This window comes from Methylomonas sp. Kb3 (genome assembly GCF_002834115.1).
GTDB lineage: Bacteria > Pseudomonadota > Gammaproteobacteria > Methylococcales > Methylomonadaceae > Methylomonas > Methylomonas defluvii.
The window spans coordinates 228,207-253,020 of sequence record NZ_PIZT01000015.1; the positions used below are offsets into that span (position 1 = coordinate 228,207).

Sequence of the window (24,814 nt, forward strand, 5' to 3'; positions counted from 1 at the left end):
GCAACTAGGCACCCTGCAAATGCAATAGCTGCAAACAATGCCGCTTCAGGTGCATGAAAGCCTGGGACGTAAGCAGTTCCGCATCGCGCGGCCGCTGAAAATCCAAAGCAAGGTCTTCGATGATTCGCCCCGGCCGGGCGCTCATCACCAGAATTCGGTCGGCTAAAAACAAGGCTTCGTCGATGTCGTGGGTGACGAAGACGATGGTGGTGTTGAAGCGCTCCCAAACCCGCAGCAGCAATTGTTGCATCATGATGCGGGTTTGCGCGTCCAGCGCGCCGAAGGGTTCGTCCATCAATATTACCTTGGGCGAATTGATTAATACTCTGGCAATTTCCACGCGCTGCTGCATGCCGCCGGACAGTTGGGCGGGATAGTGCTCTTCGAAGCCGCCCAGTCCCACCAGTTTTAATAACTCGCGCGCTTGTTCACGGCGGGTGTCGCGTCGGATGCCTTGCATCTTCAAGCCAAACGCCACGTTGTCGATCACTGATTTCCATGGAAACAGCGTGTGTTGCTGAAACACGATGCCACGCTCGGCATCGGGGCCGTTGATCGGCCGGGCATCAACCCGGAGGCCGCCACTGGCCGGTAAGTGGCCGGCCAATGCACCCAGCAAGGTCGATTTGCCGCAGCCCGACGGACCCAACAGGCAAATGAACTCGCCGGGGGCTATCGAGACACTTACATCCTGCACCGCTTCAAAGGCTTGCTTGCCGCTGCCTAAACTGATCGACAGGTTTTCGATGTCGACCCGGCCTAGCTCGGTATGGCTCATAGGGGTTTTGCTGGCGGCCGATGCCAGGGCGTTAAGGCCTGACCGAGTCTTTTGACTAACTGGCTGCTGAGCAGGCCCAAACTGCCGATCAGCAGCATGCCGACCACGATACCGGCATAATTTTGAATGGTGTAAGCCGACCAGGTGTAGTAGCCGATACCAAATTGCCCGGCGATCATTTCTGCGGTGACCAGGCAAAACCAGGCGGTGCCCATGCCTATCGATAAGCCGGTGAAGATATTCGGTGCCGCGCCCGGCAATATCACTTCGTAAAACACTGCCATTTGCGTGGCGCCCAAGCTGCGGGCCGAAGCCAGCAGACGGGCATCGACGCCGGCCACACCGTGGATGGTGTTTAACAAAATCGGAAACAAGGCGCCGGTGAAGGTGATGTAGGTCATCGACAATTCAGTGGAGGGAAACATCAAAATCGCCAAACACCCGCGACAAGCTGGCCGTCAAATGTGCCAGGGTTTTCTTGGATTGCAGCAAGTGCCAGCCTTCTGCAAGCACCTCGGTCGGCGTCGGCAGGTTTTGAAAAGTGACCATGCCCAAATCCATATGCAATGTGGACAGCAAGTGCCAGGCGATCAGGCAAAACCCAAGCGAAGCGGCGCGCAGTAACGGGCGTTTAAAGCTTGGATATTTCAAGGCGTATGTTACCGAACCGCAGTTGCTAACGCCGACGGATTGGCAAAGGCCGTTTGCGCGCCGGCAAAATCCAAAACCCGGCCGTCCTGTTGGCTGGCTTGGGTATCCGCTTGGGCCTTGGACAGGAAAGCGCTGAGGTGGTTTTGCTCCAGCACGAACCAGGCGTCGTTTGCCAGCAACTTGATGCCGCTGGCGCTATCCTGCAAATACACTGCGCGCGCCGTTTTGCCGGCTTTATGCAATTCATTCAGTGTGGTAAAAGCCGAGGCGGCAGAGGCGTAGCTGCGAACGGTCGGTTCGCCGTTAACCCAGATCTGCGCGGCTTGCTTGGCGTCAGTTATCGCTTGGCCGTTAGAGATAGGCTTCGGCGAATAATCCTTGAGCTTGGCATCGTAATCCAGCCCGGCTTGCTTGAAAGCGGTCCTCAGGTAACGGTCGTCGATGTATTGTTCGACATCCAAGTCGGTGCTGGTGCGTTTCAGCAGTTTTAAGGTTTCGAAGGCGGTTTTTAAGGCTTGCCGGTATTCAGGCTTCCAGGTGAAATCGCGGGTTTGCACGCCCAGCGGGCCGTGGAATAGATAAGCCACTTCCGCTTCGATACCGGTGTGTTTGGCGATCAGCTCGCTGTATTTTTCGGGTTCCGCGGCCAGCAATTGGTTGGCTTCCAGCGCGGCGCGCAAAAAGGCCACGATTAGTTCGGGATGCTTTTCCGCAAAATCGGCGTCGGCCAGCGTTCCGTGGAAGGTCGGTGTGTTGGATTGCGCGCCGTCGTAGATTTTTCTGGCAAAACCGCGATACGGAAATAACTCGGCGAACGGTACGAAATCGGCGTGGGCATCGACTTTATGCGTCAACAGCGCGGAACCGGCGATTTCCGGAGCCTGGGTGATGATATTTACATCCTCGTCCGGATGCCAGCCCTGCTGGGCGACGGCTCTGAGCAGCATGCCATGGGCGGTGGAGGCGAACGGTACCGAAATGGTTTTGCCTTTTAAGTCGGCCAGGGATTGCGCCGCCGAATCCTTGGGCACCACCACGCCGTTGCCGCTGCCGGCCGTGCTGCCGGATAGCACATTGATAAACAGACTTTTCTTGCCGGCTTTACGAAATGCCTCGATGTTGAACGCGCCCGGAAAATCGGCCATCGAGCCGATATCCAGTTTGCCGGCCACCATTTCGTTAGTCAACGGCGCGCCGGAAGTAAAGTTGTGCCATTGGATGTCGTATTCGGCGTTTTGATATTTGCCGTCATGCGGCAGATATTTTTCCAACAATTGCAGTTCGCGGATCAACAGGCCGCCGGCGGCGCAGTTGATGGTGGTGTCCTGGGTGCCAATGGCGATGCGGATTTTTTCGGCAACAGCCCCATCGCTGGATAGCAGGCTGAGGAATAGAAGCAGATTGCGTAGTGCTACTTTCATAGGTTGTTGAATGCAAATGACGTTTGTCGGTGGTTTTATGCAGGCGTTTTAGCCGCACTGTCGAAAGGACGGGTGGCGAACGGGTGGGCGGCTTCGTATGCCCGCGACGCGCGCAGCACCAGCGCGTCGTTAAATTGCGCGCCGACGATATGCAAGGCCACCGGTAGGCCGTGGCTATCGAAACCGATCGGCACCGCTGCCGCCGGTTGCTGGGTCAGATTAAACGGCGATAAAAACGGTGCTTCCGGCGCGGTGCCCAGGGCTGGCACCGGTTTTGAGGTAACCGGCGTGACCAGTAAATCGTAGCGCTGGTGAAACCGGCGCAGCGCTGCTCCCAGCGCGGCACGACGTTCATGCGCTTCCACCACCTCGGCCAGGGTATGCTTCTCGGCTTTTGCTATGGACGCCTGTATGGCCGGATCGAGCAGCGCCACGCCGGCGTCGCCGATGTCGCGCCGCAGGCGGATGGCGCGTTCCGCCGCTAGTGCGTCCAGGATGGGGGCGGGATTTTCGAAACCGGGATCGACGTTTTCGATGATCGCCCCTTGCTTGGCTAACTCGGAAACCGCTTTGTCGACCAAGGCTTGAATTTCCGGATCGACCGTCAGATAACCCAACGTCCGGCTGTAGGCGATACGTAAGCCTTTGATGCCATTGTTCAGCTTATCGGTCCAGTTGCGGCCGTCGCTGGGTAGACTGGTCCAATCGCGGACATCCGGTGCGGCAATCACGTTTAACAACAACGCCGCATCGGTGACGGTGCGGGTCAGCGGGCCGATATGGAACAAGCTGCCGTTATGCGCAGCCGGAAATCCGGCCACGCGGCCGTAGGTGGGTTTAAAACCGTACACGCCATTCACGGCCGCCGGCTGGCGAATCGAGCCGCCGCCATCGGTACCCACTTGCAAGGGGCCCAGGCCCAAAGCCGCGGCTACCGCCGCGCCACCGCTACTGCCGCCGCTGGCGTGTTGCCGATCCCAGGCGTTGGGTGTGACACCGGCCAGCTTGGTTTCGGTAAGGCCTTTCCAACCGAATTCAGCGGTCTGGGTTTTTCCCAACAAAATCGCTCCCGATTCGCGTAGCCGGGCGGCGGCCGGACTATCTTCTGTTTGCGGTTTGTCCGAGGTCGCCAAGCTGCCTTTGCGGGTGGGAAAGCCTTGTACGTTTAGTAAATCCTTGAACCCCACCGGCACGCCGTCGAGTAAACCTTGGGGTTTGCCTTTGTGCCAGCGCGCTTCGGAGGCTTTGGCTTGCGCCAACGCATTGTCCGGGTCTACTGCCCGATAAGCATTGAAGTAGGGCTGTAAGGTTTCGATGTGGCTGAGTACCGCTTTGCTGACCTCGACTGGCGAAGCGGCTTTACGCTTATACAAGTTGAGCAATTCGTTGGCACTAACTTGTGTTAAATCAGTTGGCATATGGCTATCCCTATTTCCGAGGCGAGAGAGCCTTTGTCAGTCAATTAACATGCCATAGCCTAAGGTGTTGTTTTAACAACAAAGCCGGGAGTTTGTTGGCGCAATATTGTTGATAGGCAAACAGATGCTGTTGCCGGTGTGGTGGCTTGGCAGCTTTAGCAGTGCACAGATTCAGATAGCGAAATATCCGTAACAACCCACAGCGGCTAGCGTTATTCCGACAAACTTGATCTTGTCGGCCAAACTTTGCTCGCCCCAATAATAAAGGCAGCTGGCTTTTTTGCGGCACCAGAAGGCTATCAGGCTATTGCCGGCCCGCCGACAATGACGGGGAATAATGCGCCAAATGAAGTACAAGCCAACCAGGCCTAGCGTACACAGAATGTAAAAAACGATGACTTGGGTAGTATGCGTATCGGTATGGAATGCATGTTCTATGACATGGTCCAGATTGTATTCGGCGTACTCAAACATCAAGTGCGCCACATGCAAAACCACTTCGAAAACATGATGGATCAGGCCCATCAGCAGCCCGAATGCGGCATCCGGCATTGCCAGAATTAATAAGGCCAGGCTTAACAGCAGGCCGTTCACGGCCCGCTGTTGTGTTTTGGTTTTGTCGATATGCTTGTTTAACAGCGCCGTGTCTTCAGGCGTCAAATTGACGAATTGGGCGCCGATTAAATACGGATAACGGTCGTTTTCGTAAGGGTTGCTGGGCTTGCAATACACCACCTTACAGCAGGTCATGATTGCGGTCATATTGGATAACAGCAATATTCGCAGCATTAGATAATCGCCGGCTTGCAGCGGCTCTTGTGCAGTAAAAGCGATACCGCTGGCGCTGATATTGACGTTGAGCGTGTCGTTTTCCCTGCTTTGCGAATCGGGTAGCGCTTGAGGCGAGACGGTATCGGGCGGATTGCTGTTGCCGAGTAAATCATGGAAATTTTCCGGCGCTTGCATTTGTCCATCATGATCAAGCTTGCGATAGAACAGATTGGCTTGCTCGTGGATGCGAAAAGCCACTCTGCGATTCAATTTCTTGCCGTTTACCTTAGCCATATTCATCAAACCCTAAAAATCGCCTGTTACGTACTGTCGATGATAGTCCAAGACCGTAAACTCTCAATCCGCATGAAAATAACCCGGACGCAGATTGGCGCGTTTGCTCAGGTGTCGTCTTTACTGACCCACTGTTTTACGGCAGGCGCCTGGTAACTGACATAGCGGTCCAGCAACAAATTTGGGTCGGACTCGACCATTAACATGCCGCGGTGATGCGGTTTGACGAATTGCTCCGCCGTGACGTGATCCAGAAAGCTGATTAAGGCATCGTAATAACCCGCCACATTTAACACGCCGCAGGGCTTTTGGTGAAAACCTAGCTGCGCCCAGGTCCAAATCTCGAATAACTCTTCAAGCGTGCCGATACCGCCGGGTAGAGCGATAAAACCGTCCGCCAGTTCGGCCATCAGCATTTTTCGCTCGTGCATGGATTGGGTGACGTGTAATTCGGAGAGGTTAGGATGGGCGACCTCCTTGTGCGCCAAGGCTTTGGGAATAACGCCGATGGCCTGACCGCCGAGCTTTAACACCTGATCCGCCACCGTGCCCATGATGCCAATCCCGGCGCCGCCATAAATCAAGCGAATGTTGCGGCTGACCAGGGCTTGGGCCAGCGCCTGCGCGGCCTCGCCATACGCATCAAGCCGGCCGGGACTGGAGCCGCAATAGATGCAAATGCTGTTTATCGTTGTCATGTCGGGTATGCCGGAGAATTAGGGTGGCTTATATTCGGTGGAAAACCATGACGCGGCAAGACGAATTTTACTGCCGCCCCATGCTCGGGCAACAGCTGGCATGGTCGCTCAGCGGTGGTTACTGATAGAATTAGGCTTTTTAGTCAGACAGCCATCATGCGCCTAATCAGGGGTTTAAATCATCTTGAGCCGTTACGCGACGGCTGTGTGTTGACCATAGGCAACTTCGACGGTCTGCATCTTGGACATCAGCTGGTAATCGAAAAGCTGGCGGAGCACGGCCGGCGTTTGCAATTGCCAACGGTGGCAATGGTCTTTGAACCTCAACCGTTGGAGTATTTCCTCGGCGACCATGCGCCATCCAGACTGACCCGGTTGCGCGAAAAAACCATTCAGTTTGCTAAATTACCGGTCGACGAATTACTGGTTTTACCCTTTAACCGCAGCCTGGCCGATTGCGATGCGGAGCATTTCATTCGCGACATTTTGGTCGAGCGCGTGCGCGTCAAGCATTTGGTGGTCGGGGACGATTTTCACTTTGGTAAGGCGCGGCGCGGCAATTTTGCGCTGTTGCAGCATCGCGGCCAGGAGTATGGTTTTGCGGTGGAAGATAGTCATTCTTTCGAGCTGGCCGGTTTGCGAGTTAGCAGTACGCTGATTCGCGATGCCCTGGGCGAAGGCCAATTGGAGCAGGCCAAGCTGATGCTGGGCCGGGATTATTCGGTCTGCGGCCGGGTGGCGCACGGCGACAAGCGGGGCAGGGAGTTGGGCTTTCCGACGGCCAATGTGCGGATGTTTCGGAAAAATACGCCGGTCGTCGGCGTATTCGCGGTGACGATGACCGGTTTGAATGGCAACGAGTACCAAGGAGTCGCCAATGTCGGCACCCGCCCCACCTTCGACGGTGGCGCTAAAGTGGTCTTGGAAACGCATTTATTCAACTTCAATCAAGACATTTATGGGCATTACGTGGAAGTGCATTTTAAAAAGAAGCTGCGCGACGAAATCCGTTTTGCCTCGCTGAGCGAATTGAAACTGCAAATCAGCCGGGATGTCGAACAGGCTCAGCAGTTTTTCAGTGAAACATTGGACATGAAATGATTAACTCCGCAAACTTCCCGGCATCGCCTTGTGTCCGTAACTGTTGTCTGAACGACGAGGATATTTGTTTGGGCTGTTACCGCTCACTGGATGAAATCCGCCTGTGGTCTAGCGCGGACACGCAGACTCGCGAACTGTTTTTGCAGCAGGCTGCCGAGCGGCGCAGCAAGATTTTGCAAGCCACTCGGTTGAGGTCTGCTTATGTCGAACAGTTGCCGAAAGCTTAAGCGCTACGCCGCCTTTGTAATATCGGCCTGACATCCAGCCAAGCCGCGATGCTTATATAAGTAGCCAAGCCCAGGCTACCGGCCAGCCAGACATTCACCTGATAAATATCCAACACGTAGCGGTTGGCAAAATATAGCGCCAAACCCAATGCAAAATAGCCGGCTATTTTACCGAGCGGATAACTCACCGGATAATAGCGCCGGCCCAAAGCCCAAGAGCAAACCACCATAAACAAATAACAAGCCAGCGTTGCCCACGCCGAGCCGACATAGCCCCAAACCGGTATCCAACAGATATTCAAAACAATCGTCAGACCTGCTCCTGCCAGCGACACCCAGGCGCCCAGGCCGGTGCGGTCGCTCAGTTTGTACCAGACTGACAGATTGACATAAATCCCCAGCAGCAGATTAGCCATCAGTAATATCGGCACCACGTCCAGGCCGGCGCGGTACTCCTCGCCGATAAAATACTTGAACAGGTCGATGAACAGCGTCACCACTAAAAAGATAAACACCCCGGCGATGACGAAATACTGCATCACCAACGCATAAGCCCGCTTGGCATCGGCGCGGCCGGCATAGGAAAAGAAAAACGGTTCGCCGGCGTAGCGAAAGGCCTGCACGAACAGGCTCATCAAAATCGACAGCTTGTAGCAAGCGCCGTAAATCCCCAGCATCTTCAGGTTGGTGGACAAATCGTAAGGCAGCAAGACTTTCAGAATCGCCCTATCCAGCATCTCGTTGACCATGCCGGCAAAGCCGATGATGACCATGGGCAGGGAGTAACGCAGCATCGGTCCGAGCACGCGCGGGTCTAGCTGGAAACGCACCGCGCGAAATTGCGGCAGTAACAGCAGCAGCTTGCATACGCTGGCAGCCAGATTGGCTAAAAATATGTAACCCACGCCCAGTTTAGGGTCGTAATAAGCGGCCAGCTCGCTATCAGGCCAAAGGCTTTGCAACTTGGGCCAGACCAGCAAAAACAATAGATTCAAGCCGATGGCGATGAATATCTCGGTCATTTTGATGCCCGCAAAACGCCAGGCCCGGTTCTCGGCGCGCAATCGGGCAAACGGCAATGCCGACAGGGCATCCAGCGCCAGAATCCAACCGAACCACAACAAATACTCCGGATGTTGCGGATATTGCAGCCAGTCCGCCAATGGCTGTTGCCAATAGTAGATTGCTGCGATGAAACCGAGATTGGCGATCAGCAAAAAGCTTAAAGCGCCGCGGTAAACCTCGTCGCCGCTAAACTCCGGCCGCTGCCGAAAGCGGAAATAACCGGTCTCCAAACCTAGCACCAACAACACCGCAAAAAATCCGGCATAGGCGTAAAACTCGGAGACCACGCCGTATTCGCCGGCGCTGAAGGTGTAGGTGTACAGCGGCACCAGCAGATAATTCAAAAAACGGCCGACAATACTGCTGAGACCGTAGATGGCGGTTTGGGAGACGAGTTGGCGTAGTGAGCTCAAAAGCAGTTGGATCCAAAGAATGATAAGACCTCTCGTTGAGGTCTAAGGTAGCCATATTGTAAGGTAGTTACCGGCTTACCGCTCTACACGACACAGCCGACTGTCGGGGCTACGTTTATTCTGCGCAGGCTAAACTTTGCTCGATCAGGACTTTCGCTGCGGCGGCGGCGGTGCGCATTGCCCCGGATTCTCGGCGTCTCTGTTCGCTAACCATGGCCCCGGAAATCAGCATTGCCAATTGTTGGGACAGTGTTTCCGGATCCCGCGCGCCGGCTTGTCGGGCTAAATCTGTCAATACTTGTTGAAAGGTGTCGGAAAACTCGGCGGCGGCCCGTTGAACAGGATTGGCGGCCTCGGCAAATTCGGCAGCCGCATTGATAAACGGGCAGCCGCGAAACTCCGGGCTGGATGATAATTCATCGAATACCGCAAACACCGTCAGCAACTTTTGCTTGGGTTCGCTGGCGCGCTGTTCCATACCGATAAGGATACGATTCAGCATGGCCTCTCTGCTTTTGCTTAGATGTGCCAATACCAGATCGTCTTTTGACGGAAAGTACTTATACAGACTCATTTTGGTGGTGCCAGCGGCTTTTACTATTGCATCGACGCCGGTGGCCTTGATGCCTTGGCTGTAAAACAACGCAGAGGCGGTTTGCAAAATGTGATCTTGGAGATTTCGGGCCATAATTTAAGTACCTGGAAAAAACAGCTTGCAACTATACAGACCGGTATGTATTATTTCAATAGACTGACCGGTCTGTTATAGCGCAGTCTTTAATTCAACTACTGGAGATTATTCGATGATTACTTTGTACGGCGTGGCAATCAGCAACTATTACAACAAAGTCAAATTTGCGTTGATGGAAAAGGATATAGCATTCATCGAAGAGTTTACCCCACCCAGCCAGAGCGAAGAATTGTTACTGCGTTCGCCGTTGGGAAAAGTCCCGTTCATCAAAACCAGCGACGGTTATCTATCCGAATCGCAAGCGATACTGGAGTATCTGGAAGACGCATTTCCAGAACATCCGCTGTATCCGGCCGATGCTTATGAGCGCGGCAAATGCCGGGAGTTTATCCAACATCTTGAATTGAACGTCGAACTGATTGCGCGCCGCCTGTATGGGGAGTTTCTGTTCGGCAACACCGTATCGACAGAAACCAAGGACGAAGTCAGAGCCAAGCTCGATACCGGATTAAAGGGCTTAGCCAAACTGCTGAAATTATCGCCCTATGCCCTGGGCGACCGTTTTAGTACGGCAGACATCGTGGCTTGGCCGCATCTGCAATTGGTGGGCTTTGCCACCCAAAAAATCTACGGGGAGAATTTGGTGAATACGCATATTCCGGGCATTGAAGCTTATATACAACTAATCGAAAGTCGCCCGCACGCGCAAATAGTGGGTGCCGACCGGGCAAAGGCGTTAGAAGCCTTTTTTCGGAATAAATAGTCCCCGCTCTGCTATTCCTCAGGTGATTTAGCACAAGACCCTCTTATCACTTTCTGGCATTAAGCCGTCGGCGTAATGATGCCGGCGGCCACTCCATAGTGATTTGCGTATTCCGATCAAATCAGTCAAGGCGGACCGACCGAGTGGAGTCCCTGCTGTGCTAGGGCTTCGGCGCCTGCTATTCAGGACATTTACGCATAGACCAATTCAGAATTAATTGTCTATACTTCGCTTCCTAACGGCTATCACAATTTGTTTTCGAACATTTAGCGGGAGCCAAGCTCCGCAACCTTCAATTTAGGAATTTACTCATGCGACTATTAGCCACTGAACCCGCCAGTATTGCGAAAATTTTGGATGCCAGTATCAAACTTTACTCGGCCTGCTTCAGCAGACTATGGGGCATTCTTTCAATACTTGCCGTGCTGTATATCGCCATGGGTTTGCTGACTGCGACTTTGCAGCCCGATCCGGCCGCACCACAGACTGCGGCGCTGGAATTATTGTCTGAGAACCTGTTACTGATATTAGCGTTTGTCATTGTTTTCTCCTTGGTGTCTTTCGTGCTCTATGCCGCCCTTATTTACCGCTTGGATAATCTGACCAATGAACGGGAAGACAGTTTTTCCGAAGCGATAACGGCCGGATTCAGAGCCTTTCCCTCTATGTTCCTCGCCGCGTTCCTGTACATGGTTGTGATAATCGTGGGCTATATCCTGCTACTGATACCGGGCTTGATCTTGACCTTATCGCTGATGTTTTATCTCTATTTCATCGTCATCGACGGCCTTGGCGGCTATAGAGCTCTTAGAGCCAGCCACTCTTTGGTTTGGGGACATTGGTGGCGGACTGCGACAATCTTTACCGTACCGATGATCATCTGGATGGCAGTGATGTTTGCGCTGGGGTTTTTGATGGCTTTTCTGGCGCCGGCAGACAATCAAGTCTTGATGCAGATTTTGATGAATTTATTGTCGGTGTTTTTCATGCCCTATTTTTTCGCGCTGGGTTACGTGCAGTTTCACGACTTAAAGTTGCGTAAATCGGGCAGCGACCTTGCCTCTCGCCTAGGCAGATAATGCGGTTTGCTGCTTTACTGCTGTTGTGTCTGGCCGGCTCATCCCAGGCGCAAGACAACAGCTTACAAGCCTGCCTGAACCTTGCCCGGCAACAATCCGGGCAACAGCTAGATATAAAAAAACACTGTCCGGCTCTGTTCAAGGAATTGGCAAACCAGGGCCTGCTGACCAGTTTCGATCCACCATTAACTGCCGACGTTAGCGCCACGCAACTGGCGCTTTTAGCCGACAGCCTGAATAATTCTGGGACCATCCGCCAGGAAGGCCTGACGCTATTGTTAGCTGAAATTTTGATCACGCCAACCGACGACTCGCAAGCGAATTGGTGGCAAGCCGTCCTGAACTGGCTGAATAGCCTCAAGCCGGCGGACCATGAAGACCAATACCAGCAGTTGCAGCGCTGGCTGGCGGCCTTGAAGCCATCGCAACAAGCGGCAGAGATTATCATCTACGTGTCGATTGCCTTATTGCTGGCACTATCGGCCTGGCTGGTGATTAGCGAGTTGTATCAGGCCGGGGTTTTTCGCAAATTTTCCGGCAAGCGCCAGCCCGTCACTCCCGCCGGTAAGCTGGCTGAAACGCAATCATCGGCTTCGCATCCGGCGATTAAGACCTTAACACCGCAAGAGCAAATCGGCGCATTGCTGGCGCAACTGATAAACGCACTAATCCAGCGCCAACTGCTTCCGGCCGACCCCAGCCTGACCCATCGGCAACTCGTTAGTCATTTTCAACAACAAGCCCGACAAGCGGATTCGGCATTTTCCCGTTTGGTCCGCCAAGCCGAACCCTTGCTTTACGGCCATCGCCCTGTTGATGCGGACTTGGTCGGCAATTACCGGCGCGAGGTGCAGGCGCTATTGGGCAATTTGCGCTCATGAAAGAACGCCTGATTACCCTTCTAACCGCACTGGCGGCATTGGCGCTGGTGATTTTGTTGTTGTCGCCGCGCCATCCCGATGCGCAAAAGCCGCTATCGCTACCGACCAGCGAAGACCGCGGAGCAGATGGTCTGAAAGGGCTTTTTACCTGGCTACAACGCGAAGGACTGAATGTCGTCAGTTTTCGCAAACGCTACAGCGATCTGCATAAGGACAAAACCCTTCCGGAGCGCGGCAATGTGCTGATTGCCAGCATGCCAGCTTCCAAAGAAATCCGAGAAACGGAGTGGCCGGCGCTGGCGGACTGGCTGGAGCAAGGCAACACGCTGATCGTTCTAGGCGCCGTGTATCAACACCCGGGCTGGGCCGCTGCCGAGAATTGCTTTTGCGATGTTAAGGAACTTTTGTCACGCTACGACTGGATCCTGGATTCCGCAGATCAACAAGACGAGCCAAACACCCCGGAAACACAGACGGATAAAACCCTGCAAAGTACCCTAAACACCCTACAAAACAGCCTCAAAGGCGCTCTCCCTCAAGACAGCCAATTGCTTGCTCAATCCTCGCACCCTCTGCTGCAGGGCGTCACCAGCCTACAGACCCAAACCTCGGCAGACTTGTTAAAAGCCGCATGGACGCTGAGCGGCAGCGAACCTGAGAATCTCTCGCTGCGCTTGCTGTCCGAGCGCGATAGCCATCTCACCACCGCCTGGTGGATGAATGCCGGCGCCGGCCGGATCGTGTTGCTGCTGACCCCGGATTTGTTTAGTAACCAGCGGTTGGGGCAAGCAGACAACGCCCGGTTTATCGGCAATTTGCTCAAGCAATCGCTGGCGCCGGCAGGCCGATTGTTGTTCGACGATTACCATTTCGGCTTGTCCGAACTGTACGATCCCGAGCACTTTTTTAAAGACCAACGGCTACATCAAACCTTGTGGTGCTTTGGCATATTCTGGCTGCTTTACGTGGCCGGCTACACCAGCCGCCTGGCGCCGGTGCGCCAAGCCGGCAGTCAACTATCCACCCGGGACTTCATCAAGGTTAACGCCGAATTTTTCGCGCGCCGCCTGAACCAGCCTGTATTGGCCGAGGCCCTGGTCAAGCATCTGCTGGCGGATATTCATGCTCGGCGGGGAATGCGCAGCGAAGCGGAAGTCTGGCTTTGGCTGGAACAGCATAGCCGGGTAAGCAACGATCAGATCACACTACTAAAACGGGCGTTAGCCAAACAACGTCTTTCATTACTGCGTTTATCCAACACTATTACTTACATCAGGACAGTCACGCTATGAGCAACAACGCAGCGCAAAATTTGAATCTCCACCTGCGGCAACAAATAGGCAAGGTGGTATTCGGCATGGATGAGGTGCTGCACGGCTTGGTCGTCGCCTGGATTGCCGACGGCCATGTGCTGCTGGAAGGTGCGCCGGGCCTGGGGAAAACCCTGTTGGCCAAATCACTGGCGCAATTGATGAGCGGCAGTTTCGGGCGCATCCAAGGCACCGCCGATCTGATGCCGTCCGATATTACCGGCCTGCATATCTTCAACACCGAGGCTAACAGTTTCGAATTCGTCCCCGGCCCCTTGTTTAACGAAGTGGTGCTGGTTGATGAAATCAACCGCGCCGGCCCCAAGACCCAATCGGCATTGTTGCAAGCAATGGAAGAAAAACTGGTGACGCTGGATAGAAAAACCTATCCGCTAGCAGAAAACTTTTTTCTGATTGCCGCTCAAAACCCCTTCGATTTCGAGGGCGTTTATCCCTTGCTGGAATCGCAACTGGATCGCTTTTTGGTGCGTCTGGACATTAACTATCCGCAACTGCCGGCGGAGGTGGCGGTGCTCAGGCACTACGATAAACCGGGCGGCGGGCACAGCACGGCGTTGCAACAAATCCAAGCCCTGCCGGAAACGCTGCTGCGGCAAGCGCGCCAAGAGGCCGCCGCTGTTCACGTTGAAGACTGTTTGTACCATTATGCCATCATGCTGGCGGAAGCCAGCCGTAACCATCCGCGTTTAAGCCTGGGCCTGTCGACCCGCGGCGCACTTGCCGTGATGCGCTGCGCACGGGTGGAAGCGGTGCTGGACGGCCGCGATTTCCTGATCCCCGATGACATCAAAGCGGTCGCGCCGCTGGTAGTCGGGCATCGTTTACTGCTCAGTTCCGAAGCCATGCTGGAAGGTTACTCCGCCATCCAAATCTACCGGGAAATCGAAAATCAGGTCGCCGTTCCCCGCAGTGCGGAAGCGAAATAATGTCAATATCGCGTTTGACACTGCTGCTGGCCGGCTTGATTATTCTGCTAGCCATCATCGGAATCTGGAGTGGCGAGCCGCTGCAAGGTTTCTGGCGATGGCCGGCGGCCTTGCTGATAACGCTGATGGCTTGGGAACGCTTCAGGTTGACGGACAATATCGAGTTGCACAGGCAAGTTCCGCCCACTTTGGCACTGGGCGAGTCAGTCGACTACAGCATTCAAGTCTGCAACCGGGCCGGTTCCAAGGTCCGCTTCGAAACCCAAAGCGACTACCCTGCCGCCATTGTCGGCGACAACTCGCTGCAGCGTTGGCTACTGGGCGCGCATGAAACCCAAAGCCGGCAGTTTTCGATTACGCCCACCCGCTTGGGCGGCACCTCCTTGGGCAGTTTGTATGTAAAACAGCTGGGCGCGTTCGGCTTGTGCTGGTGGACGCGGCGGATAGACGACGACATCGCCATGCGGATAGAACCCGCCCGGCTGAACAACTTTGTAGACCTGTCCGGCATGCAGCAGCTTGGTAGCCGCGGCAGTGCCCAGGCTCGCAGTAGCGGCGTCGAGTTTTTGGATTTAAGCGAGTATCGGCGCGGCGATTCCTTGCGCAGCATAGACTGGAAGGCCACGGCCCGGCGCGGCAAGCCCATGGTGCGGCATTTCGAGCGCGAACATTTGCTGGAAATTGCGGTGCTGATCGATTGCGGCTTGAGCAGCCGCCTGCAAAGCGAACACATGGACCGCTTGCATCATTACATCAACGTCGCCGCCAAATTGACGGAATTTGCCAGCTACCAAGGCGACCGGATCGCCTGTCTGGCCTACGCCCAACAAACCGTCGATAAAACGCCGATGGCCGGCGGCATGAACTCGGTCCGGGCCATACGTCAGCTATTGAGCCGGCTCACAGTCTTTAACGAGAACGCCAATGCCCTGAATGCCGCACTGGAGGTCAAGCAACTGCTGAAACGGCGCGGTCTGGTAATTTTTCTGACCGAACTGGAACAGCCGGAAGCCGCTTTGCAGTTGGTTCAAGCCGGGAAATTACTTTCCGCCAAACATCAAGTCCTGGTCGCCACACTGGATGAACCGGCGATTGGCGATGATCTGAAACAAAGCGGGCGCTATTGGCAGGACCCTTATCGGAAATTCGCCATTCTCGAATACCTGCGCGGCCGCGAGTTGACCCGCAAGCGTTTACAGGGCAGCGGCGTAGCGGTAACCAGCGCCACCGCACAGAATCTGGACCGGCAGATACTGGCTTATTACCGGAACAAGCGCGACACCATCGCGGCAGCCTGATGCTAAATACCCGGTACCAACCTGTGTAAACAACTGACCTGTTTTTAATAAGATGATGAATAACACCCTGAATAAACCCGGTTCGTTCCAGGATTATCTGCACATACAATCGGCAGACGGTATGGATTACCAGTTGGAAATTGCCGGAATGGGCGCACGTACCTATGCCTTCGTCATCGATTGGCATATACGGCTGTTGTTGGCGATCAGTTGGGTTGCGATCTGCGGCGTGGCGTTTTTTAACTGGGAAGAACTGCGCAACGTGTTTAAACCGGGACATCCCGGCTATACCGGCCTGATTTTAATCTTGCCGACCCTGCTGATATATTTTTTGTATCACCCGGTGCTGGAAATCCTGATGGCCGGACGAACGCCGGGCAAGCGCATGACCGGGGTTCGCCTGGTGGATTTACAAGGGCATACCCCCGGCATCGGCGCGCTGTTGTTGCGCAATGTGTTTCGCCTGATCGACTCGCTACCCGGCTTTTATTTTCTTGGCCTGGTGGTTGTCGCCTTCACCGGCAAACACCAGCGGATCGGCGATTTGGCGGCGGGCTTGGTATTGGTGTATGACAACGTCGACAAGACCCATTCCTTGCAGCAAATTTCCACGTTAACCCTGCATTCCCGTTTAAGCGGCGACGATCAGACCCTGCTGCTGGATCTGTTGAAACGCTGGGACGAACTGGCCTCCGAACGCCGGATCTTGTTCGCCACACAATTTTTAAGCCGAATCGGCCGCGACATTCCTGAAGCAAGTGGCAAACAGACGCAAGAACAGGCCTTAAAACGGGCTCTGAAAAGCTTGTTAAGCAACTCCTGAGTCGGCGATGCAGCAGTTAAACAACCCATCTCAAGCGCTGTCCCATTGGTTAAATGCCCGGAAAAGCCAATGGGAAAGCCTGGAAAACACTCTTAAACTGACGGCTAGCCGCCGCGACCAGGAAATCAGTGATGCCCGCCAGCTGTTGTCAGGCTATCGCGCCCTGTTGAGCGATTTGTCCTTGTCGCGCCGGGTAAACGGCAAAGCCATGATTACCCGTTACCTGGAAAACCTGTTCTTAAAAGCCCACGAAGAAATCTACCGTCCCGCCAATCATCCTTTGGCGCGGCTGATCGATTTATATCATTGGGAAATACCGCGGCTGGTGCGGGAATTGAAAACCGCAATCTTCAGCGCCTTTGCGCTGTTCGCGCTGGGTATTGCCGGCGGCTGGTGGCTGATTGGCAGCTATCCCGATTTGATCGGTCTGCTGGCCTCGCCGAAGATGATAGACCACGTTCAGAAAGGCGAATTATGGACCGACGGCCTGCTCAACGTCGCGCCGTCCTCGGTATTGTCCCTTAGCATTGCCGCCAACAACATCACGGTGACACTCTTCGCTTTTGGCTTGGGGGCATTCTACGGCGTCGGCACCCTCTACATCATCGGCTTCAACGGTTTCATGCTGGGCGGAATCTTTGCCTTTACCGCCGCTTACCAGCTGGACGGGCGGTTGTTTGCCTTCATCATTGGCCATGGTGTAGTCGAATTGAGCGTCATCATCATCGCCGGCGCGATGGGCTTGCAACTCGGCGAAGCCCTAATACGGCCCGGCGCCCGCAATCGACTGCAAGCGTTTCAGGAAACCAGCATCAGTGCCGGCAAAGTACTGCTTGCGGTAACCCCATTTCTGATTTTCGCCGGGTTGATCGAAGGCTTTGTCTCTCCCGATCAAGCCTTCAATTTGCCGCAAAGAGCGGTAATCGGCTGCTGCAGCGGCATGATATTCTGGCTGATATTGTTGTTCGGCGTACCGGGAAAATCCAGACAGCCGTGACAGTACTTCGCAGCTATTCGGCATAGGCTAATACTGCTTAAGGGATTGCCTTGCCGATAATAGCGATAGCTTGGTTGTTGAAACGATAGGTTGAATTGGAGAGGACGAGGTAGAGGCTTGCGGCTTTTTAAGCTCGGCTAGCGCCAGTCTTGTATTGAAAAGCGCGAGAAATAAGTCTGGCAAAAGCGGCGCGGACGGGCCTGTGAGGACGCCGGCCCGCGCCTTCTAAAGCTTAAGCTTCGTAGTTGGCGCTGGCGAATTCCCAGTTAACCAAGGCCCAGAACGCTTCCAGATATTTAGGACGCAGATTGCGGAAATCGATGTAATAAGCGTGTTCCCAAACATCGCAAGTTAACAACGGCGTTTGGCCGGCGGTCAACGGGCAACCGGCGTTGCTGGTGCTAACCAGTTCCAGACCGCCTTTATCGTTTTTCACCAACCACGCCCAGCCTGAGCCGAAAGTGGTGACTGCGCATTTGGTGAATTCTTCTTTGAATTTCTCGAAAGAACCGAAAGTTCTGTCAATGGCATTTGCCAAACCACCGGTAGGTTCGCCGCCGCCGTTGGGAGACAGGCTGTTCCAATAAAAGGTGTGGTTCCAGATTTGCGCTGCGTTGTTGAATACGCCGCCAGAGGATTTTTTCACGATCTCTTCCAGGGACAAGCCTTCAAACTCAGTGCCGGGAACCAGATTATTCAGGTTGGTGACATAAGTTTGGTGATGTTTGCCGTAGTGAAATTCGATCGTTTCTGCGGAAATGTGCGGCGCCAATGCGTCTTTTGCGTACGGTAATGCAGGTAATTCAAAAGCCATCTTTATTCTCCAGATTGATTGAACAGCAGCAGTGATTAGGCGCGGGCTTACCGCCCAAACCTAATTACCAAGCATTATAATAAAGAATTATTGCTTAACACTACCTAATCTAAGGAAAACAACGATGGCACTTGAGGTTGAACATAAGTTTTTGCTGGCGAACGACGACTGGCGCGGCGAAATCGATCATTCCGTACACTACAAACAGGGCTATTTAAGCAGCAGCCCGCTCAGTTCGGTGCGCGTGCGAATTTCCGACAAGCAGGCTTGGCTGAATATCAAGAGCGCCACTATCGGCAACCATCGTCAGGAGTTTGAGTATGAAATCCCGTTGAATGACGCCAACAGTATTCTCGACGAGCTATGCCATAAGCCGTTAGTGGAAAAAATCCGTCATTTTGTCTATCGCGACCGGCATGTTTGGGAAATTGACGAATTCATGGGCGATAACCAAGGTTTGATTGTCGCTGAGATCGAATTGTCGACAGTAGGAGAGGCCTTTGTTAGGCCGGACTGGGTCGGCATGGAAGTTACCGACGACATACGCTATTACAACAATAATCTCTGCAAGTATCCGTTCAAGGATTGGGATAAATAAGCGGCAACAATCCAAATAGGCGATAAAAGTTGCCGTTTTCTGAGGTTTGCGGCGTTTGTTGCAAAACTGGGACAAGATATTCGCAGAATCGCTACAGCGCTACAAATGCATACCTAGCCTGCCTCACTAAAGCCTAGCGCTTAGCGAATTTTTGCGATAGGCAATACTTTGTTAAAACAATAATTTAAAGGACGTATTGAAATCCAAAATGCAATGCTCTATATTGAATGTATGAGCAAAGCTACTTTTGTTGTTTTATTGATACTTTTTGCCGGTCCGCTGCATGCATCGGAACTGGCGACCGCTATTGCCCGTTTGGAAAGCGAGTGGGCCAACGTTTATTATCAAAGCGACGAAACCCGGCAAAGACAAACTTATCCGCAATTACTGGAAACAGCCGCGGAATTAACCAAACGCTACCCGAATGCCGCCGAGCCGAAAATCTGGCAAGCGACGATTATCGCCACCAATGCGGCGTTTCAATCTTCGTTGAGCGCCTTGTCCAGCCTGCAAACCGCCAAGACACTGTTGGAAGAAGCCATCGCCCAAAATCCCAATGCGCTGGATGGCGCGGCCTATGTCACGCTGGGCACACTGTATTACATGGTGCCTGGCTGGCCGGTATCTTTTGGGGATAATCAGCTTGCGGAGCAAATGTTGAAAGCCAGCTTGAAAATCAACCCCAACGGTATCGACGCCAATTACTTCTACGCCGATTATTTGCTGCAACAGGATCGCAGCGCGGAAGCTGAGGAATATTTGCACAAGGCCGTCCAGGCCCCGCTGCGCAAACAGCAAGTATTTGCCGATACCCAGTTGCAAAACGAAGCCAAAATGGCGCTCGCACACACCCAGCAACGTAAATCCAACGCCGGCAAAAATAAATTTCAATCGTTGTTCACTTCCGCGACAGCCGACTAAATCCGCCTGGCCCGTTTGCCTTTGGCTGTAGAATAACCCTACTTTCAAAACAGGCCACGACTGGCATTTATGAAAAAAACCATTTTCGGACTGTCCTCGGTATTTTTTTTACTGTTTTGTACGTCCAGCACCGCTGGCACACCCGCAGCAAACCAGCCGCTGGAACCAGTAGCGCTGCAATTGAAATGGTTTCACCAGTTCCAATTTGCCGGTTATTACGCAGCTATCGAGCAAGGCTATTATGCCGAGGAAGGCTTGCAGGTAGAGATACGCGAGCGCAATCCTGACCAGGACTACGTAGAACAAGTCGCATCCGGGGGAGCCGAATACGGCATCGGCGATTCCGGCATCATCGCCCAGTATGCCAACGGCAAGCCCATCGCGGCCCTAGCCGCCCTATTTCAGCACGATGCGCTGGTGCTGTTCAGCAAACAAGCTTCCGGCATCGTCAGCCCCTACGAAATGGCCGGCAAGCGCATCATGTACGATGTGGTCGGCGAGAATAATGCGCAGATACGCGCCTTACTCGCCGAAGCCAATCTAAACGAAAGCCGCTATCAAAAAGTTGCCGAGACCTTTAACAACGCCGACTTTATTGCGGATAAAGTCGATGTGATGTCCGGCTATATCACCGACCAGCCATTCAGCTTTCGCGCCGCCGGCATCAAATTCAATATTATCAATCCGCAAAATTACGGTATCGACTTTTACGGCGACTTGCTTTTCACCAGCCACAACGAGCTACAACAACATCCCGGCCGCGCGGAGCGCTTCCTCCGGGCCAGCCTGAAAGGCTGGGAATATGCGCTATCTCACCCCGATTGGCTGATCGAGCTGATCCAGCACAAATATCCAAGCAAACTCAGTCCGGAGCAACTGCGCTACGAAGCCGAGGAAACCCGTAAGCTGATCATGCCGGACTACATCCCGCTGGGCCAGATAGAAGCTGCCCGCTTACGCCGGGTAGCCGACATTTATGCCAACCTGAAATTAGCGCCTCCTTTAAGCGACGGCCAACTCAATGAGTTTGTCTACGGCGGCAAACAATCCGCCGATTTGCCATTGAACGACGCGGAACGGCAGTGGCTGGCCGAGCATCCAGAAATTCGGGTGGGCATAGACAGGAATTTTCCGCCGTACGAATGGCTGAATGCGGCTGGCGAGCATCAAGGCATGGTTGCAGAACACCTCAAGCTAATCGAGCAGAGATTGGGCGTGAAGTTCGTCCTGATCATGGACAAATCCTGGCAGGAAGTGCTGGACATGGCCAAACGCGGCGAACTGGACATGCTCGCCGGGGTGACCAAAACCCCGGATCGCGAGCAATATTTAAGCTTTACCCAGCCTTATATCAGCACGCCGACGGTGATCATCGGCGACAAAAGCAGTGCTTATATCGATTCCCTGCCACTACTGACGGGGAGACGGGTCGCTATCGAACAAGGGTATTTTGTGCAGGAATTGCTGAGCAGAGACTACCCAGGAATACAGTTGCTGACAGCCCCCTCGGTGCAAGAAGCGCTGAATCTGCTGGCCGAAGGCAAGGTGGATGCTTATATCGGCGATGCGGCTTCGGCTAGTTATGTGATCAAACAACAAGGCTTATTGAATCTGCATATTGCCGGCCAACCTGGCTACGTCAACGAAACCCGGATGGCCGCACTCACATCTCAGCCGCACTTGCGGTCGCTACTGGAGAAAGCTCTGTCCAGTATCAGCCAAGCCGAACATGACGCCATTATTAACCGCTGGATGGCTTTGAAGGTCGAGCAAGGCATTCAACTGGACGCGCTATTGAGATCCGCCGCCGTTGCGCTGCTGGCCCTGTTGTTTTTCGTCTATTGGGTGTTCAGGCTGCGTAAGGAAATCAAGGCTCGCAAACGTAGCGAGGCCGACCTGGCGCGGCTTTACACCAATATGTCGCTGGGCTTTGCGCTACATCAGGTAATACGCGACGACAGCGGCAAAATCGTCGATTATCGCTATCTGGATATCAACCCGGCCTTTGAAAAAATGACCGGCATTGCCCGCGAGAACTGGATAGGCAAAACCGTGAAGCAGGTTTTGCCGAATACCGAGGGAGCCTGGATCGCCAGTTTTGACGGGCTGGATACCAGTGGCGAGCCGCAACATTTTGAAAACTGTGTGACCGATCTGGGCCGCTGGTATGCCATCGATAGCTATAAAGCCGGCCCCGACCGTTTCGTCGTGTTAGTCCAGGATATTACCGAGCGCAAACAGACCGAACTGGCACTAAAAGAGAGCGAAGAACGCTTTCGGATCAGCCAAATCTATGGCGGCGTCGGTATTTGGGAAGCAGATTTGTTGAAAAACCGCCAGTTCTGGTCGGAAATCGTCACAACTGAATTGGGTTTTCCGCATAAGCCACTCAATACCTGGAATGATTTCCTGGAAGTGGTTTGTCCGGAGGATAGGCCTTTAATTTTGGAAGCGACCCGCGAGCACCTTGAACGCGGCGCCAATTACGATGTGGAGTACCGCATCCAAACCCCTAACGGCGAAAAGCGCTGGATGCGCTCGGTGGGCCAGGTCGAGCGCGACGGTAACGGCAAACCGGTGCGGATGCGCGGGATTGTCCATGATGTTAGTAAACGCAAAGCGGCCGAGGAAAAACTACGGCTGTCGGCGCGGGTCTTTTCGGACGCCCACGAAGGCATCATCATTACCGACCTCAACGCCTGTATCATCGATGTCAACGCCGCCTTCACGGACATCACCGGCTACAGCCGCGAGGAAGCATTGGGACAAAATCCCAGCTTTCTGAAATCCGGCCGGCAAGCGCCGGAGTTTTACGAAGCCATGTGGGCGATCATAAACCAGACAGGGCATTGGCAAGGCGAAGTCTGGAATCGGCGGAAAAATGGGGATTTGTATGCCGAACTGTTAACGGTTTCGGCTTTGCGCGATGACACCGGCAATATCATCAATTATCTGGGCTTGTTCTCGGACATCACCGAGAGTAAACAGCAGCAGCAGGCGCTGGAAGTGCTGGCGCATTTCGACCCGCTTACCCAATTGCCCAATCGCGCCCTATTTGCCGACCGCTTTGCCCAGGCTATCGCCCACAGCAAACGCGCCGAATCGCTGTTGGCGGTGTGTTATCTGGATTTGGACGGATTCAAGCAGGTTAACGATAACTTCGGCCACGAAACCGGCGACCAGTTATTGGTGGAAGTCGCCAAACGCATCAAGTTAAAGCTGCGCGAAGGCGATACGGTTTGCCGGCTGGGCGGCGACGAATTTGCGTTGTTATTTGAAAACTTGCAATCGGTGCAGCAATGCGAGGATGCCTTGACCCGCATTCATCAGGCCATGGCCGAACCGTTCGAGTTAGAAAACCGCCATGTGCGGATTGCCGCCAGTAGCGGCGTGACCATCTATCCGCTGGATTTGGAAGATCCGGATATTCTATTGCGCCACGCCGACCAAGCCATGTATCAGGCCAAATTGGATGGCCGCAACCGCTATCGGATTTACGATCATTTGCCGGGACAATCGAGCAGCATCAATCATCGCCCCAGCCGTTTGGAGCAAGCCTTGGCCGAAGTCGGCCAAGCGCTGATGGATAACCAGTTTTGCATGTACTACCAGCCCAGAGTCAATATCAAAACCGGCGAAGTGGTCGGCGCGGAAGCGCTGATCCGTTGGCATCATCCGCAACGCGGCGTATTGCCGCCGGCCGAATTTCTGCCCATAGTCGAAAACACTACCTTGGAAATTGACCTGAGCAACTGGGTGCTACGGCAAGCCTTTAAACAATTGCAGGTCTGGCACGATCTCGGCCTGAATCTACAAGTGAGCGTGAATATTTCCCCGCGCCATCTGCAATGGCCGGATTTCATCAAAACCCTGGAAACTTTACTAACGGAATACCCGCAAATTCCTTCCTGGCAATTGGAATTAGAAGTATTGGAGAGTAGCGTACTGGAGGATTTGATCTCGGTTGGGGAGACGCTGAAACAATGCTTTCACGACCTGGGCGTACCCTGTGCGCTCGACGATTTCGGCACCGGTTATTCGTCGCTGGCGCATTTGCGGCATTTGACCATCAATACGGTAAAGATCGATCAGAGTTTTGTCCGCAACATGATAGACGACCCGGATGACATGGCCATCGTCGAAAGTGTGATTGCGCTGGCTAAAGCCTTCAAACGCGAAGCGGTTGCCGAAGGCGTGGAAGATATAGAACACGGGATTTTTCTGATCGATTTGGGATGCAGCATCGCCCAAGGTTCCGCCATCGCCGAAGCGATGCCGGCCGACGCGCTGTTGACTTGGGTCAACAGCTATCGCAACCCTCAGGCCTGGACCGATTGCGCCAGACTTTCGCTGACTAATTGGCAAAACCAATTGGAATTACTGAAACTTCAGCAGCAGTATTGGTTGCGCCGTCTGGAACAATGTCTGCATCCCCCAACCGGCAGCAGTCCGCGCTGGCCTATCCTGAACTCGAAAAAATCGCATCTGGGTAGATGGCTGGAACGGCTCAAACACGAACGCGGCATTGATGCGCGCTTACTGGAACAACTGGAGCGGGCCCAAGCCCGGCAACAAATCCTAGCGGAACAACTCCAACGTCATCGGCTGGACGGCAGAAACGGCGACAGCGCAGATTTCAGCCAATTACGCGAAGTCAATCTGCAAATAGTGCAGCTACTGGAGCGCCTAGAACCCGCGGCTTAAGCCTGTTCTGATCACCCCCAGCAAGCTGCCGATACAACGCCAGGCGGATTTTGAACCCGTTAGACCAGCCACAATCCGCCTGACGAAACAAACACTTGACGGGCCACCTCCACATGCTTAAGGGCAAAGCCACAAGGCTTGCGCGAATCGC

23 protein-coding genes are annotated in these 24,814 nt (G+C 54.0%); 13 read left to right on the plus strand and 10 right to left on the minus strand.

Going from position 1 to position 24,814, the window contains the following annotated elements:
* Positions 1-4: 4 nt before the first annotated feature.
* From CWO84_RS11720 to CWO84_RS11745, 7 genes are all read right to left on the minus strand, one after another.
* A complete protein-coding gene (locus CWO84_RS11720; RefSeq protein WP_101052821.1) occupies positions 5-778 on the minus strand; it encodes an ABC transporter ATP-binding protein in 774 nt (257 codons plus the stop codon).
* Complete coding sequence (locus CWO84_RS11725) at positions 775-1,203, minus strand: ABC transporter permease subunit (protein ID WP_205800370.1); 429 nt, start codon at positions 1,201-1,203, stop codon at positions 775-777. Before CWO84_RS11725 ends, CWO84_RS11720 begins: the two co-directional genes overlap by 4 nt.
* Positions 1,187-1,429, minus strand: coding sequence for a hypothetical protein (locus tag CWO84_RS24625; protein ID WP_205800371.1), 243 nt, complete (start codon positions 1,427-1,429; stop codon positions 1,187-1,189). Before CWO84_RS24625 ends, CWO84_RS11725 begins: the two co-directional genes overlap by 17 nt.
* An 8-nt stretch (positions 1,430-1,437) precedes the next feature.
* Positions 1,438-2,850 (minus strand): ABC transporter substrate-binding protein, encoded by a 1,413-nt coding sequence (locus CWO84_RS11730; RefSeq protein ID WP_101052823.1) that lies wholly within the window; start codon positions 2,848-2,850, stop codon positions 1,438-1,440.
* A 35-nt stretch (positions 2,851-2,885) separates the two neighbouring features.
* Positions 2,886-4,268: an amidase gene (locus CWO84_RS11735; protein WP_101052825.1), complete on the minus strand. Its 1,383-nt coding sequence runs from the start codon at positions 4,266-4,268 to the stop codon at positions 2,886-2,888.
* A gap of 171 nt (positions 4,269-4,439) precedes the next feature.
* On the minus strand, positions 4,440-5,339 hold the full coding sequence (locus tag CWO84_RS11740) for a PilZ domain-containing protein (RefSeq protein WP_101052827.1): 900 nt from the start codon (positions 5,337-5,339) through the stop codon (positions 4,440-4,442).
* Positions 5,340-5,440: 101 nt separating this feature from the next.
* Positions 5,441-6,031 carry a TIGR00730 family Rossman fold protein gene (locus CWO84_RS11745; protein ID WP_101052829.1) on the minus strand — a complete coding sequence of 197 codons (591 nt, stop codon included), beginning with the start codon at positions 6,029-6,031 and terminating at the stop codon, positions 5,441-5,443.
* 156 nt (positions 6,032-6,187) lie between these two features.
* Here CWO84_RS11745 and ribF point away from each other — a divergent pair, with 156 nt between their 5' ends.
* Positions 6,188-7,132, plus strand: coding sequence for a bifunctional riboflavin kinase/FAD synthetase (ribF, locus tag CWO84_RS11750; RefSeq protein WP_101052831.1), 945 nt, complete (start codon positions 6,188-6,190; stop codon positions 7,130-7,132).
* On the plus strand, positions 7,129-7,359 hold the full coding sequence (locus CWO84_RS11755; RefSeq protein ID WP_101052833.1) for a DUF1289 domain-containing protein: 231 nt from the start codon (positions 7,129-7,131) through the stop codon (positions 7,357-7,359). The genes ribF and CWO84_RS11755 overlap by 4 nt, the downstream gene beginning before the upstream one ends.
* On the opposite strand, the gene CWO84_RS11760 is transcribed toward CWO84_RS11755, so the two are convergent.
* Positions 7,356-8,837 carry an oligosaccharide flippase family protein gene (locus CWO84_RS11760; RefSeq protein WP_101052835.1) on the minus strand — a complete coding sequence of 494 codons (1,482 nt, stop codon included), beginning with the start codon at positions 8,835-8,837 and terminating at the stop codon, positions 7,356-7,358. The two genes, CWO84_RS11755 and CWO84_RS11760, sit on opposite strands and share 4 nt — an antisense overlap.
* Before the next feature lie 115 nt (positions 8,838-8,952).
* The gene (locus CWO84_RS11765) at positions 8,953-9,525 is read right to left on the minus strand and encodes a TetR/AcrR family transcriptional regulator (protein WP_101052837.1); all 573 of its coding nucleotides are present in this window, start codon (positions 9,523-9,525) and stop codon (positions 8,953-8,955) included.
* Positions 9,526-9,640: 115 nt separating this feature from the next.
* On the opposite strand from CWO84_RS11765, the gene CWO84_RS11770 reads away from it, so the two are divergent.
* From CWO84_RS11770 to CWO84_RS11805, 8 genes are all read left to right on the plus strand, one after another.
* Positions 9,641-10,291: a glutathione S-transferase family protein gene (locus CWO84_RS11770; RefSeq protein ID WP_101052839.1), complete on the plus strand. Its 651-nt coding sequence runs from the start codon at positions 9,641-9,643 to the stop codon at positions 10,289-10,291.
* Positions 10,292-10,602: 311 nt separating this feature from the next.
* Positions 10,603-11,370: a YciC family protein gene (locus CWO84_RS11775; RefSeq protein WP_101052841.1), complete on the plus strand. Its 768-nt coding sequence runs from the start codon at positions 10,603-10,605 to the stop codon at positions 11,368-11,370.
* Positions 11,370-12,251 carry a DUF4129 domain-containing protein gene (locus tag CWO84_RS11780; RefSeq protein ID WP_101052843.1) on the plus strand — a complete coding sequence of 294 codons (882 nt, stop codon included), beginning with the start codon at positions 11,370-11,372 and terminating at the stop codon, positions 12,249-12,251. Before CWO84_RS11775 ends, CWO84_RS11780 begins: the two co-directional genes overlap by 1 nt.
* Complete coding sequence (locus tag CWO84_RS11785) at positions 12,248-13,543, plus strand: DUF4350 domain-containing protein (RefSeq protein WP_101052845.1); 1,296 nt, start codon at positions 12,248-12,250, stop codon at positions 13,541-13,543. Before CWO84_RS11780 ends, CWO84_RS11785 begins: the two co-directional genes overlap by 4 nt.
* Positions 13,540-14,508 carry a MoxR family ATPase gene (locus CWO84_RS11790; RefSeq protein ID WP_101052847.1) on the plus strand — a complete coding sequence of 323 codons (969 nt, stop codon included), beginning with the start codon at positions 13,540-13,542 and terminating at the stop codon, positions 14,506-14,508. Before CWO84_RS11785 ends, CWO84_RS11790 begins: the two co-directional genes overlap by 4 nt.
* Positions 14,508-15,806, plus strand: coding sequence for a DUF58 domain-containing protein (locus tag CWO84_RS11795; RefSeq protein ID WP_101052849.1), 1,299 nt, complete (start codon positions 14,508-14,510; stop codon positions 15,804-15,806). The genes CWO84_RS11790 and CWO84_RS11795 overlap by 1 nt, the downstream gene beginning before the upstream one ends.
* A 55-nt stretch (positions 15,807-15,861) precedes the next feature.
* The gene (locus CWO84_RS11800) at positions 15,862-16,629 is read left to right on the plus strand and encodes an RDD family protein (protein WP_205800372.1); all 768 of its coding nucleotides are present in this window, start codon (positions 15,862-15,864) and stop codon (positions 16,627-16,629) included.
* Positions 16,630-16,636: 7 nt separating this feature from the next.
* Complete coding sequence (locus CWO84_RS11805) at positions 16,637-17,626, plus strand: stage II sporulation protein M (RefSeq protein WP_101052853.1); 990 nt, start codon at positions 16,637-16,639, stop codon at positions 17,624-17,626.
* A gap of 232 nt (positions 17,627-17,858) precedes the next feature.
* Here the strand turns inward: CWO84_RS11805 and sodB are convergent, their stop codons facing one another.
* Positions 17,859-18,440 carry a superoxide dismutase [Fe] gene (sodB, locus tag CWO84_RS11810; RefSeq protein ID WP_033156944.1) on the minus strand — a complete coding sequence of 194 codons (582 nt, stop codon included), beginning with the start codon at positions 18,438-18,440 and terminating at the stop codon, positions 17,859-17,861.
* Positions 18,441-18,564: 124 nt separating this feature from the next.
* Here sodB and CWO84_RS11815 point away from each other — a divergent pair, with 124 nt between their 5' ends.
* The 3 genes from CWO84_RS11815 to CWO84_RS11825 all read left to right on the plus strand — a co-directional run bounded on the left by CWO84_RS11815 (position 18,565) and on the right by CWO84_RS11825 (position 24,663).
* Positions 18,565-19,038, plus strand: coding sequence for a CYTH domain-containing protein (locus tag CWO84_RS11815; RefSeq protein ID WP_101052855.1), 474 nt, complete (start codon positions 18,565-18,567; stop codon positions 19,036-19,038).
* A gap of 231 nt (positions 19,039-19,269) precedes the next feature.
* Entirely contained in the window at positions 19,270-19,959 is a 690-nt protein-coding gene (locus CWO84_RS11820) for a tetratricopeptide repeat protein (protein ID WP_033156946.1), read from the plus strand.
* A 69-nt stretch (positions 19,960-20,028) separates the two neighbouring features.
* Positions 20,029-24,663 carry an EAL domain-containing protein gene (locus tag CWO84_RS11825; protein ID WP_101052857.1) on the plus strand — a complete coding sequence of 1,545 codons (4,635 nt, stop codon included), beginning with the start codon at positions 20,029-20,031 and terminating at the stop codon, positions 24,661-24,663.
* Positions 24,664-24,814 lie beyond the last annotated feature (151 nt).